Here is a 14,497-nt window from a genome sequence, read left to right on the forward strand (position 1 = left end):
ACCCCTCCTAGTGTTTGATGCAAATGGTAACAACCGCACCACCCTCTGGGTGATTGCTCAAAGTAAATATTAATGCGTCTCCAAATAATAAGGTTAATCGGGCATAGATATTGAGAAGTCCCATACCGTTAATTTTTAAATTAGGAATTCTGACTAAAGGATCTGTTTTCGCGAATTGCTCCTGCAAGTGCACAATTTCATCCGCATTGAAGCCTTTTCCATTATCCCGAATCGTCAATTCCCATCCGCCTGATACTTGGCGGCCAATGATCGTGATGATCCAAGGCGGATCGATATGAATGCCGTATTTCATGCAATTTTCCACGATGGGTTGTAGCATTAATTTGGGTACATCGAGGTCAAGAAGCGAGTCCGATACATCCATATGAACGATGATATCATCTTCGTATCTTAGCTTCATCAGGTTTAGATAACTATTTGTATGTTCCAGCTCTTCGCATAATTTCACAGGAGCTGCATGTTCAGAAGAGATATATCGCAGCATAACGGAGAGGCTTTCACACACGTCAACAATGGATTGTTGACCACTCTCTTCTGCCATAACACTAACGTTCGTGATGGTGTTGTAGAGGAAATGAGGATTCATTTGGGCTTGCAAGGCGAACATGCGAGCTTCAAGCTCATGGGAACGCGAAGAAATAGCTTCATCTAACGATTCTTGCAACCGTAATCGCATATCTTGAAAAGAGTAATTGAGCTGCTCTAATTCATTTAAGTGACTGTGGCTTTCAATCGGTGTTGAAAGTTTTGGCGATAAAGTAGTCAGACTTAAACTTCGAATGGATCTATGAATTTTTTTGATCGGCGTCGTTAATGTTTGGGAAACAATATAGGAAATAAGCAAGGTAATTAAAATCGCTATTAGGCCAAAAACAAGGATCACATTTCGAAAGGCTGTCACAGGTTTCAATAGCAGGTTTTTCGACTCCGACGCTATTACCGTCCATTCCGAAAAATCGGAATAAGTGTAAGATATCATATCCTCACTTTGGGTGTTTGCGTTCTTAATAATAAAGTTAGAGGTATTTGCATGTGTAAGAACGCTTTCCCAATATAACTGTGCGGTTTGTGTAGTTTCCATGGGGTAAATTAATTCACCATTTTTATTAAAGACGTATACGGTGATCTCTTGGCGTGTTTGCGAATCAGGTTTTACTAAGGCGGATTTAATCATATTTGAAAAAACATGATAATCTTGTTGAATCTCGAGAATGCTTGTTTCGTTCTCACCCCAACTTGGTGAAAAGGCTCTGCTTAATGAGATGACTGTTGGTGTTTTCAAATTCCAAGCATCTTGTTTGTGAAGTGAAATCAGCTTTTTCCCATTCTTCATAAAGGCTGTGTGCACCCATTGAATCTTTGCTATTTGTTCAGGTGAAATGATCGAAAAAACAGAGTTATCGCCAATACTGGCAAATTCGCCACTCGATCGGAACATATTGATTTGAGAAAATTCTTTGTTTAAGCCAATGATCGAGTACAAAATCTCGTTGAATTGGCGTTGTTGATCGATCGTAGATTTGTTTAATTGAAACATATCGGAGAAGAAGAGTCGGTTAAGAGGTTTTGAAAATAAGAGCTTTTCGGATGTGGAGTTCATCAATTGAAGCTGTGAATCAAATTCAGCCGTGATATGACTGGAGACTTGATACAGTGATTCTGAGGCTTTATTTTCTAGAATTTTGGAAATATATACGTAAAAAGAAGTTGCGAAAACAAGAATAACAACAATAATCAGCAAAGAATAACTTAGGAAGAGTTTGGATTGAATGGTTTTAGATTTAAACATATGAAAACCCTTTCAGCCGCTATTATGTGAATAATAGCTAGGAAATGAAATCATTATATATCTTGGCTAGGTTTATTTCAAACATGAAATTGAAATGGTTTAGAACAAAAATGTCCACAAAGAGTAGCTTAATTCATCCATGTATCTATGTCGATTATTGTTTTATGATAGTTACAAGGTAGGCCACCCCAATAAAGAAACATAAAAGGAGGCGTCGATTTAACATGAAACCAAAGAATAAACTTAAAACGATAAGCGGCATGTTTACGATATTCGCTTTAGTAGGGGTTTTAGCAGGATGCGGAACTTCATCCTCCACAACAACGGAGACTGCGAAACCAGTTGAAGCCACGAAAGCGGCAGATCCGACGAAAGCACCAGCGAAAGGTGTAACCATCAAAGTGGCATCATCTGCTGGCTGGACCAAAGACATTGACAAAAAACTAGCTGAACAATTCAAAACGGAAACAGGCAATACGATTGAGTTCGTTATCTCACCGGACGATCAGTATACGAATGTCTTGAAAGCCAAATTCGCAACAGGCGAAGGTCCTGATGTATACCTTACATCAAGCGGAGTAGCGATGAATGAATATTTACCGGATCAGCATGCGCTGGATCTTTCCAATGAACCATGGGTTGCCAGATACACGGATTGGGCCAAAGCGGGAACTACCCGTAATGGCAAAGTTATCGCGTTGAATACCTGGTCAGTAGATGGATGGGGTTTACTCTATAACACAGCATTATTCGAGCAAGCTGGGGTTCAAGTTCCAACGAACTATCAAGAATTCCTAAAGGTTTGTGAGATGCTGACAGCTAAAGGGATCATGCCAATCTATGAGCCAGGAAAGGCAGAGTGGCACCAAGAGATTTGGTTAAATACTTTCGGAGCGATGATTGCCAAGAAAACCCCAGGCATATATGAACAATTCAATACAAACAAAGCCAAATTTGCAGACCAAAAGGAATTAGAAATAGGTCTTACGCAAATGAAGGAAGTAGCGGATAAGGGTTATTTCGGTAAAGACTTCTTGTCGCAAACGTGGGAAAATTCGGTAGATGCAATGGGATCAGGAAAATATGCGATGATGCTTACGTATTCCACCTTTCAGAATGAAGTCATTGCGAAATTCCCTAATAGTAAAGCGGATACATGGAAAATGTTCCCTGTCCCTTTAAGTGACAATAAATCATGGGCTACTTCATCTGGTGGGATTGTTCGCTCCATCAATAAAGATTCCAAAGTCATTGATGCAGCGAAAGCATACTTCAACTTCTTAGCCAAAGCAGACAATCTTAAAGTCTATTATGCGGGAAGACCTGATTTAGGCCCTACTTCTTTCAAAGATGTCGAAGGTAAGACAACATTAGCTTATTCGACTGTCATGGCAAATGCCAAAGATGGAGCAGGTCTGGACTTTGAAGGCGGCGTTCAATTCTTCAATCAATCTACTATTGGTAAAGCTGTTCAAGACTTGTATTTAGGCGGGAAAACGCCGAAACAAGTATTAGAATCCATCGATGCTGATCGTGCAAAAATGTTTAAATAATTAAACAAAGGGAGCTTGACGATTAGTTAATCTGATAATCCATCAAGCTTCCTTTGTTTTTGAATTCAATTTGAAAGTCCGGGTGATGAGAACATGCACATGAATAAATTGTATAGTCGCTTATTTGTAATTCCTGCCATTCTATTATATACCTTTTTCTTTATTGTTCCTGTCGTAGGAGGTTTTTACTATTCGTTCACCGATTGGAATATGATGAGACCCAACATTCAATTCGTCGGATTGGATAATTATAAAGAAATATTTTCGTCCTCAGGGCCATATATGAAAAGCATTATTCATACCTTCTCGTTTACTTTTTTTACCGTTATTTTCAAAGTGCTGATTGGTCTCTTTCTGGCCATTTTATTAAATGAAGGATTGAAGACGAGAAACCTGCTGCGGATGGTATTCTTTGTGCCATACACGCTATCCCCGCTCATTATTGGCATTATATTTGTGTCTATTCTCGGACCTCACGGTCCCATTAATGTGATATTAGAGTTTATAGGTCTTGGTTATTTCACACACAGCTGGCTTACGGATAAGAGTGTTGTACTCGCCTCAACGATGGGGGTGGAAGTCTGGCGAATGGTTGGATGGAATATGGTCATTCTACTCGCTGGGTTACAGACGATCTCCAAATCTTATTATGAAGCGGCTTCTCTGGATGGCGCGAATAAATGGCAGCAATTTATCTCCATTACACTCCCGTTTCTCACACCAGCTTTAACCATTGCGATCATTTTAAATACGATTCATGGACTTCGCGTATTCGAGATTATCTATGCATTAACCAATGGCGGACCTGGCAACTTGACGGAAGTTATCAACACGCAAATATTCAAAGAATTTTCAGCGGGCAGATATGGGATGTCAAACGCACTGGGGATCATTGCTTTTCTAATTACACTAATGATTGCGTTCGTAATGAAGAAGGTAGTTGCGGATGAGGAGGCAGATGCATAATGACTAGAAACGCTATTTATCTAAATGTAAAAGAGATACTTACTTGGCTGTTAAGCCTATCTGTCCTTATCCCTATTTACCTGCTTATTATTAATTCACTCAAAACATCAAGCGAAGCGAATACAATGAATTTCAAGTTTCCACATATCTTTCAATGGTCCAATTATGCGGAAGCCATCGACAAGGGAAACCTGGTTCACTCCTTTTTCAATAGCCTGCTCATGTCCACTGTTTCGGCAGCAATAAGCATTATTGTTACTTCCATGGCAGCGTTCATACTAGTCAGAAATAAAGATAAATGGAATAAATTTATTTATAATTATTTCTTCCTAGGTCTTGTTGCTCCACTCAACTATGTTTCTACGATTAAAGTGCTTCAAATGGTTCATCTGCAGAACACGTTTACAGGAATTATCTTGATATTCGCCACTTTAGGTATCCCCTTTGCGGTGTTTCTCTATTATGGATTCATCGGTAGTGTGCCGAGAGAGCTAGATGAGGCTGCCATTATAGACGGCTGCGGGTTAGGAAGACTGTTCTTTAACGTCGTATTTCCTCTTTTAAAACCGGTAACGATTACTGGCTTTATCCTAAATTTCCTAGGGGCTTGGAATGATTTTGTAACCCCACTGTACCTATTAAATCGACAAGATAAATTGGGAATGATCAATTCGATATATAATTTTTTCGGGGTTCATTTTAATGACTGGAATATGATTTTTACCATCATTATTTTGACTGTATTACCTGTACTTATTTTATACATTCTTGGTCAGAGATATATTATTACCGGCATGACTTCCGGTTCAGTAAAAGGATAGGAAGGTGAACGAGAGATGATAAGGCACGATGCTTTAAGGAAAATTTGGGTGCTTGAGGGAGACCGTATTTCATACGCTTTGGGATTAAGTGAGCAAGGTACCCTCAATCATATTTATTTCGGAGAGAAGCTCCCACACCTTTCGGATTATCCGACAGCAGTGAAGATATCAGAGTACCCTTATACCATGGGAAGTGAACTAAGTGAAGAGGAGTATATGGGCTGGGGGAAGGCTAAATTTACGGAGCCAAGCTTAAAAGTCACGTTTCATGATCATGTAAGAGATCTCAATTTAACAGTTGTCGCCTTCCAAAATTCTGATAACGTACTTCTTTTCATCCTGCAGGATAGTTATTATTCGTTAGAGGTGAGGCTCTATTATAAGGTAATCGCAGACTGCGACCTCATTGAACGGTATTCGGAAATTATTAACCTCGGCGGGACGAATATACGCTTGGAACAAGCATTGACAGGCGCCATGTACTTGCCAAGAGAGCGGGATTATAGACTTACTTATCTGACAGGCAAATGGCCGGCTGAAACGCAATTAGATCGCGTCATGCTGCCAGATACGAAGGTCGTACTTGAAAGTAGACGAGGCACAACCAGTCATTATGCCAATCCCTTCTTCATGCTGGATCAAGGTGGGAAAGCGGATGAACATCAAGGGGAAGTCTTCTTTGGGGCATTGGCTTTTAGCGGAAACTGGAAAATGGTTTTCGAGAAAGACAGATTTAATATGTTGAAAGTAAGCGCAGGGGTTAATGATTTTGATTTCGCTTGGAATTTGAAGCCTCAAGAGAGTTTTCATACGCCGAAATATATCGTTGGTTATGTCAATAGCGGGTTTGGTGAAGCTAGCCGAAACCTCCACAAATATCAACGGAACTATGTGCTGCCAGAAGAGAACAGAGGCAAGCTGCGGAAAGTCCTTTATAATTCTTGGGAAGCAACAAGCTTTGACGTGAACGAAGAACAACAGATCAAGCTGGCAGAGATCGCGTCCAAGATGGGCGTAGAGCTGTTTGTTATGGATGATGGGTGGTTCGGAGCTCGCAACTCGGATCAAGCAGGACTTGGGGATTGGGTTGTTAATTCCGATAAGTTTCCCAACGGACTGCATGATTTAATTCGTAAAGTAAACGATTTAGGCATGGCGTTTGGTTTATGGATAGAGCCGGAAATGGTTAATCCGGACAGTGACTTATATCGTTCGCATCCAGATTGGGTCTACCATTTTCCAACAAGAGAACGAACGCCAATCCGCAATCAGCTCGTATTAAATTTAGCTAGAGCGGATGTAAGGGAGTTTATCTATAACGCGATAGATCGCCTCCTATCCGAGCATCCGATTGCTTTCATTAAGTGGGATATGAATCGAAACTTTAGTGAGCCTGGGTACCCGAGTGCACCATCAGAGGAGCAGAGGGAAATTTGGGTTCGGCATGCTCAGGGCGTTTACGAAATAGCAGAAAAGCTAAAGCGCAAGCACCCCAATGTCATCCTTCAGTCCTGTTCCGGAGGAGGAGGACGTGTCGATATGGGGATCTTGCAATACTTTGACCAAGTATGGACAAGTGATAATACCGATGCGTTTGATCGGTTACGAATTCAAGAAGGATTTTCATATGCCTATTGCGCCAAAATTATGGAGTCATGGGTAACGGATGAAGTGAATTGGGTCAATACTAGAAAGCTTTCCTTAGCTTATCGTTTTCACTGCGCCATGATGGGGAATTTGGGTATCGGGGATAACCTATTGAAATGGAGTGACGATGAGAATCAGGAGGCCAAAGAACTTATTCATGTATATAAGGAAATAAGATCAATCATCCAGCACGGGCACCAATATAGACTTCTCTCGGTGAGAGAAAGTAAATTGGCATCGGTGATGTATGTAGATGAAAGCCGAGACCAAGCAGTCGTGTTTGCGTTCTTACACTCGAACAACTTTGCGGATGAGCTGCCTCGAATTCGCCTGCAGGGACTGAATAAGCAATCCTTGTATCAAGTTGAAGGCATCGAGCGCCCGCTTAGTGGCACGGCATTAATGAAAATGGGAATAAAGGTTGATCTTAAAGGGGACTTTCAAAGTACGATTTTACGAATTAATAAAGTCGTTTAAACGTTCAGTTCTTGTGAAAGCAGACTTAGGTGGCTGCTTTTACGAGAAGAGTATATGCGCTTATAGGTTGTCGCGGCGGTAACTATTTCAACAGTGAATTGTATGAAGGAGGTGATTAGAACATGAGAAAATAAATGATCTCACTGAACACTTGGTGTGGATAGTTGGGATTACCTTAAAAAAGGAGAAGGATAAAGAATGTATAAATCAAATCGAATGGTGAAGAAGGCTTGTAAGAATATGGTTGTCAGTTTGTTAGTAACAAGCTTATTGCTATCTTTTCAAACAAATGTCGTATTTGCATCGCCCAATGAGCAATCTTTGACCAAATTACCGGGTGTTGATGCAACGTCGTCGAGCAATGGAGCGGATGCCAGTAAAACGATAGATGGTAACGTATCGGGAGAAAGCTATAGCTGGATAGCGAATAAGAAATCGGGGCCGGATTGGTTGAAGATTAAGCTTCCTTCCCAGAAAACGATATCGAAATATGTGCTTCATCACTACGGGGTATTTGGAGATAAAAAGTATGACCCAACGAGCTTCAAAGTAAGTATAAGCACCGATGATGTCAACTGGACTCAGGTGGATCAGGTGGATAATAACATCTATGATGTCACTCAGCGTACACTTTCGGCTCCCGTTACGGCTCGTTATTTTAAAATAGAATATATCGATTCGGAGCAAAACTATAACCAGTCTCAAGCTAATAAGCGTGCCCGTCTGGCTGAAATTGAGCTGTTTAGTAGTAACGATGCTGTAAGCACATTATATCAACGGGCTCCAGTAATTACTATGAGTAATAGGACGGTTGGTTATACAGGCGATCCGGTCAATTGGTATGTGGATGGCGCAATTTCTCCAATTGCATACACCGGAGGGGTAACTCAAATCCCTTTTAAGTATAAGTACAAAAGGTATGGAGTTACAGAAAATTTCACGGAAACGGCTCCAACCCAAATAGGTAAGTACGATATGAAGGCTGTATTTGAAGCGAATAATACATATAGTGCGGCTGAGAGTAATGTTGCTCTTCTAACGATAGTCAAAGCAGCCATTACCCTCTCTCTAGAGAGTCAATCCTTCAACTATACAGGAAGCCCAATTGCTATGAAGGGGGCCGTATCGTATCCGATCAAGATACCTTATTCCTACAAATATAAAGCGCTTACACCGGGTGCCGAGTGGAAAACCCAAGCTCCAACAGAAGTTGGGACCTATATGGTTAAAGCTGTATTTGGCGGAAATGATGGTGCCCTGCCTGCTGAGAGCAATGAAACGACGATGAGCATCCTTCAAGCTTCTACAAAAACCAACTGGACGGAATTGAGGGATCTTTTGTCAGGACTTACGGCCAAACAACAAACTGAAGTTAGTGATTTTTACCTTAGAGACAAGTATATGGAATCGGGTATGCTGATGGGCAACGGCACCTTTGGCGTTGTTTCTGATGCCAGAAGAAATGAGCAAAGCTATTTCCTTACTAGTGGCGATGCCTGGAAAAATCCAGCAAAAGATCAGCAGCAAGCGCTTGTCAATGCGCAATTGAAGCTTACAAATGGAGATCCCATTGTTCCAGTGCCTAATGCGGCAAGCAAGTTTTTATATACGTCTAATATAGAAGCTGACCGGGAAAACATTTTTAATGGTGAAGACGTAAATGCATTTGATTCGAATGAGAACACAGAGTGGATATCTACTTCGCAGAAAGTTTCTCAAGAGAATAAACCGCGTGATCTGGAAAAGTGGGTCAGTCTGAAAGGAAAACAGCCATTCACATTCAACAAGATCGAAATCAAGCACCATAGTGTACGTTTTCCAGACGAAGCGAAGTATAATCTCTACAATTACAATATCCAAACTTCAAATGATGGTAATAGTTGGACAACCATAAAAAGTGTAACGGGCAATACGAATTCATCCAACACGTTTAATTTTGATAATCCGATCACCAGCTCCTATTTAAGAGTAACCACAACCAAACCTGTAGACCCTCAGTATGAAACGCTGCATTTTCCTAAAGATATGACCTCAGCACGGATTACGGATATTAATTTGTATAATAATGGTGTGAATGTGATCAATCCTCCCACGACAACTGACGGAAGTTTCCTGCACGAACGCGATATTTTGAATGCAGAAATCCGCAGCAAAATGAAGTATAACAGCAACTTGGTCAGCTACCAGACATGGGTGGCAGACGACCAGAACGCCATGTTTACGAATGTTACATTGGATAGCAGCGCTGCTGGGCCTCAGAAAGTAAATATACAATTGAATGCCCCAGTGATAGACGGAATCACCAACACAACCGGAATAGACGGCAATGTGGTTTGGTTGACCAGAAATGGCGAAACCGGGTTTATTTTCCGGGGAGCAACGGCAACCAAGGTGATCAAGGGCAACTATGTCATGGGAGCGAACATGATTGTATTGACACTGAATCCTGGTGAGACGGCTAAAATCGCTACTGTATTGTATACGCACAGCGGATTGAAATCCAAAGCAGGCGAAGGTTCTATCCTTGTTACAAAAGATATGACGACCGTGAAAAATATCGCTGTACAGCGATTAAATGCGATGACGGAAGCATCGATTCAAACTTCTTATACCCATCACCAGAACTGGTGGAAAAATTATTGGCTGAAATCTTATGTAAATTTTAGCGACCCGGTCATGGAGGACTTCTATTACAATATGCTCTATATTCTGGGTTGCGCCATTCGTCAAACACCCGAATGGGCAGAGCAGCCGAATGTGGTAGGCGGCTTAAACGGCATATTCCATACAAATGATAATACAGCGGCTACGGGCAATGCCATTCTGAACTATAACTATGAAGCACCATTCTATGGTTTGTATTCCAGCAACAGAATGGATATGTCCCAGCCCTATTACGCAGATGCCGTTAATGCTTTGAGCTATTGGCAAAATGAAACAGCGAAGAACGGATATCAGGGCGTACAAATCGATCGAGGTGTTACACCATTAAGGGCATTCTACGGGGTTATGGCTCCTCAAGCGCCTGCGGTCACGAAGAATCCTGGATTGTCATCTGACCAGAAGTCAAATATTGCTTTATTCACCAGACCTTTTATATGGGATTGGCAATACACAAGAAATAAAGAGAATCTGAAAAGGTTTGTTTATCCTTGGATCAAAGAGGTGGCAAGATTCTATTGTGACTTTGTCGTATTAGAGAGTGATGGTAAATACTGGATAAAACATAGTTCAGAGCACGAAGCAGGAGTAGACGAAAATGCTGCAATCGACATGGGATATTTCCGATCAACCCTTAGGGATTATATTGAAATGGCTCAGCATTTAAATGTAGATGCAGATCTAGTTGCCCGTTCCCAGCATGTTCTTAACAATCTGGCTCCTATTCCGACAAGCAAGAACAATCCAACTACGAAGAGCGCGTTAGCCTCCTTGGGCTTTGATAACAATAAGGAGGTCATTGTATCCGGAGTAACGAGCGTAAATCGAAAGCAAATTGAGCAGTTTGATTTACCGTGGGCACAGTATATTTCCAGTACTAACCAACCTACATTGTTGGAAGGCGTCGTTCATCCGGGTGAATTTGTGAGCATGGGTTCGGACCCTGCACTTATCCAAATTGCCAAAAACACCTTCGAGTATCTTGATCCTATGACTCCACATACAGATGGCGGCGCATTAAATGGTTTCCCGAAAACATTTACCATCGCCGCTAGGTTGGGCATTGATCCCGATAAATTAATGGAACGCTTTCGTCTTACGCTAAAAACGATGCACAATAGCAAAATGTTCTATGACACTACAGCCTCTTATGAGAATACAGGCGCGCTTGAAAGTGTGAACAGCATGCTGTTGCAGAACGAGTTGAACAACTTATCTGGCGGAACGTACGAAATGCGCCTTTTCCCTTCGTGGAGCAAAAATTATGATGCCAAATTCGTCACTTTGCGCGCGAAAAACGCATTCCGCGTATCCAGCGAGCTAAAAAATGGAAAAGTATTGTCGACCGAAATTATCAGTGACGCGGGCAACCCTGTGACCTTGGTATCTCCGTGGGCAAATGGCATTGTTGTGACAGACAAAAATGGTAACCAAGTCGCTGTAACCAAAGGTAAAACGAGACATACCAATGAGGTAACCTATACCTTCAGCACAGCTGTTAATGGTGTGTATACTGTCACAGAAGCAACTGCACACTAGTTAATTCATACAAATATGATTGCCGCTGTCCAGCCTTCATGGCGAGATAGCGGCAATTTTTTCTAGAAGACTGCAAAAATATCCACAGATAAAAGGGGGTTATGTGCAAATACAAATAAAATGGAAGCGTCTATACTATAATTGTGCTTACAATTTATGGAAAGAGCGATTATTAATTTAGCTGACTAGGAGAGGGAGTGAACGATGAGGTCAATTCGTAAAGTGATAGCGGAAAGCGCACAAATGTTATGCACACTCCAAAATGAACGAATCTCACAATCTGAAGGAGGAATGAATTGATGGTAATAAGGAAAAATCATGCAGTAATAATTGCCTGCATGCTAGTACTGACGATGTTTGCTTCACTTTTGGCGGCAAAGGATATCAAAGCCCAGACCCCGGAGCAGCGTGTTGAGCAATGGTACACATCAGCCAAAGTAGGTCTTATGATACATTGGGGCATGACCACGGGCCAAACGAACGATGATATTGCAGCCTATTACAATATTACGGATTTCGAAGCGGCAGCAACTGCAGGCGGCTGGAATGCAAATAAGTGGGTAGACGAGGCGCTACGAATAAAAGCGAAATATATCACTCTCTGCTCCTTTCACAGTGTTATGGGATACATCAAACCTTGGAGATCTGCCATCCCAGGGACAATGGTGACACAGCGAGATTATCTGGGAGAGTTAGTCGCTGCAGCCCATGCGAAGGGAATCAAAGTTATTGTGTATATAACCCCTGACCCGAAGTGGCATGATCGATTCGGGTATGAATGGATGGACAATGCAGGCTATCGCAACTACAAAAATGACCAGTCGATTGATATGAATACTAAAAAGGGCTGGGCGCAATATTCGTATGACATTGTAGACGAGCTTCTTACCAACTACCCCAATATCGATGGTCTCTGGTTTGATGGCTGGAATCAATATTGGGACGATCTCGGACTTATCGAGCATATCCGATCCAGGAACGACAACCTCGTAACCATCGGGAATGGAAGAGCGCGTGATTTGCAAATAGCCGATGCAGACTCCTTGGAGAACAGGGCCTCCTCGTATACACCTAGTTACAATATTCCGAGTGGTTTCCAGGCAGTTCCTTCTAGGGCGACTGCAGAAAATTTTAAAATTGGGGGCGGTTGGTGGTACCATGGCGATGAGAATACATTTGTAGACATACCTCAAACGATACGATATATAGCCGTAGCTGCAGGTTCGAACTTCAATGTAGATATTGGCGAAGGGCCCAAAATCGGCGGTGAAATGTCAGTATCATTGACTAACGTCAATACCCAAATCAATGCGTTCCTTAACTGGGCAGGAGAATCCATATTCGGCACAGCAGGAGGAGGATTCCATAAAGGAGGGTTTCAGCCGGGGAATTGGAACCTTGGATCGTTTGGGGTAACCACACTTGTACCTGGGGGCAACACGCATTATATCCATGTACTCACTTCTCCAACAAGCGGTAACCAGATCGTCATACCGGACGTCGGCTACACCGTCTCAAAGGCGGTTTTGCTGAAAACAGGTCAGCCGCTTACTTTTTCACAAAATGGAGGTTATGTGACGATCTCGGTGCCAGCCTGGGATAGCATCGATACGATTATTAAGCTGACCGCAACCAATCCGCTGAATATCCTACCAAGAGCGAGCATTACGGCGACTGCTTCCTCTGAGGATCCAAGTCATCCTGTAGCGAGTGCGGTGGATGACGACTACACGACCTATTACTCGGCGGCCTCCGGTGCTGCACTACCGCAGAGCATAACGCTAAAACTTAATCAGAAAGCAGATATTAGCGGTTTGAGAATACAGCAGACGGAGGATCGGCCTGTCACTACTGGACAAGAAGGAGCACCACCGCCGACAAGATTAAAGGATTATGAGGTCTATGTGAGCAATGACGGGTTGAACTGGGGGACACCTGTCAAAACAGGCACGTTAATGAACCAGAGAGGTGTTCAGCAAATCCTGTTCAATACGCTTCAAACCCAAAAGCGGTATGTGAAATTCAAAGTGCTGAACAATTACAACAACGATGGTGTATTGAAGATTGCCCAGATGGATGTATTCGGCATGTCCGGTTGGAATCAAACAGATTTAGGTACCGTAACTGTGCCGGGCAGCTACAAGTCGAATTCTGACACGAATACCGTATACGGATCTGGAGCAGATGTTTATGGCACTTCCGATAATGCCCACTTTGTCTACAAAGAGCTATCCGGCGACTTTAGTATACAGACAAGGATCACAAATCCAAGCTACAGCAGTAATACTGCACAGTTCGGAATAATGGCAAGAAACAGCCTGGATAGCAACTCGAAAATGATCAACGCATATTGGACGCCAGCCAACAACTACTTTAAGTCCTTAGCAAGGCTTACAACAGGAGCAAGCACAGGGCGTGCCGTTGAGTCTACAAATAATGCCTTGCCTGTCTATGCGAAGATCACGAGGTCTGGCCATACATTTACAACCTATAAATCGACCGATGGTATCAATTTCACACAGGTGAGGCAGGAGACTGTAGCCATGAACAATACGATTTACGTAGGTATGTATGTTTGCTCTCATGCAACAACGACAGCCCTTGCCTATGCTACTTTTGATAACTTAACCATCACCCAGCCCTGATACGGTAAAGAAGGGTCCACTTAGCGGAAAGACGTTAATGAAAATAGGATTAATTACGGTTGATCTTAAAGGGGACTTTCAAAGTACGATCTTACGAATTCGTAAAGTTGATTGATAGAGACGGCAGTACGAAGTGAATTTACTGAGAGTAAAGGAGCTGATTGCTTTCACACTACCAGATGGTTAAATAGGTAGAATGGTATTCATTTCTCTATTAAAAATGAAAGCGTGTTATATTTGCGTAAAATGTGACTTTTGTCATGTTCAGTTTCGAAAGGGGGAAGGCGATGTAAATGTACTTGCCAATTTCTTCTCCATCATGATTATTCATCTTCTCAGTAATCAGGCTGGAGGCAGGCGACAGACTCGCGCAGCATC

The 14,497-nt window shown here is 42.2% G+C and carries 7 protein-coding genes; 6 read left to right on the forward strand and 1 reads right to left on the reverse strand.

Going from position 1 to position 14,497, the window contains the following annotated elements:
* Nucleotides 1-7 precede the first annotated feature (7 nt).
* Nucleotides 8-1,810 (reverse strand): sensor histidine kinase, encoded by a 1,803-nt coding sequence (locus tag HQN90_RS10070; protein WP_173217777.1) that lies wholly within the window; start codon nucleotides 1,808-1,810, stop codon nucleotides 8-10.
* A 224-nt stretch (nucleotides 1,811-2,034) separates the two neighbouring features.
* Here HQN90_RS10070 and HQN90_RS10075 point away from each other — a divergent pair, with 224 nt between their 5' ends.
* The 6 genes from HQN90_RS10075 to HQN90_RS10100 all read left to right on the forward strand — a co-directional run bounded on the left by HQN90_RS10075 (nucleotide 2,035) and on the right by HQN90_RS10100 (nucleotide 14,119).
* The gene (locus HQN90_RS10075; protein WP_173217779.1) at nucleotides 2,035-3,363 is read left to right on the forward strand and encodes an ABC transporter substrate-binding protein; all 1,329 of its coding nucleotides are present in this window, start codon (nucleotides 2,035-2,037) and stop codon (nucleotides 3,361-3,363) included.
* Nucleotides 3,364-3,462: 99 nt separating this feature from the next.
* Nucleotides 3,463-4,329, forward strand: a complete 867-nt coding sequence (locus HQN90_RS10080; RefSeq protein ID WP_246362193.1) for a carbohydrate ABC transporter permease — start codon at nucleotides 3,463-3,465, stop codon at nucleotides 4,327-4,329.
* On the forward strand, nucleotides 4,329-5,150 hold the full coding sequence (locus HQN90_RS10085) for a carbohydrate ABC transporter permease (RefSeq protein WP_173217783.1): 822 nt from the start codon (nucleotides 4,329-4,331) through the stop codon (nucleotides 5,148-5,150). Before HQN90_RS10080 ends, HQN90_RS10085 begins: the two co-directional genes overlap by 1 nt.
* A gap of 15 nt (nucleotides 5,151-5,165) precedes the next feature.
* Nucleotides 5,166-7,274 (forward strand): alpha-galactosidase, encoded by a 2,109-nt coding sequence (locus HQN90_RS10090; RefSeq protein ID WP_173217785.1) that lies wholly within the window; start codon nucleotides 5,166-5,168, stop codon nucleotides 7,272-7,274.
* Between the two features lie 198 nt (nucleotides 7,275-7,472).
* The gene (locus HQN90_RS10095) at nucleotides 7,473-11,474 is read left to right on the forward strand and encodes a discoidin domain-containing protein (RefSeq protein WP_173217787.1); all 4,002 of its coding nucleotides are present in this window, start codon (nucleotides 7,473-7,475) and stop codon (nucleotides 11,472-11,474) included.
* Between the two features lie 299 nt (nucleotides 11,475-11,773).
* Nucleotides 11,774-14,119, forward strand: a complete 2,346-nt coding sequence (locus HQN90_RS10100) for an alpha-L-fucosidase (protein WP_173217789.1) — start codon at nucleotides 11,774-11,776, stop codon at nucleotides 14,117-14,119.
* Nucleotides 14,120-14,497: the final 378 nt, after the last annotated feature.

Origin of the sequence: Paenibacillus alba, from assembly GCF_013204855.1 — a bacterium.
GTDB lineage: Bacteria > Bacillota > Bacilli > Paenibacillales > NBRC-103111 > Paenibacillus_E > Paenibacillus_E alba.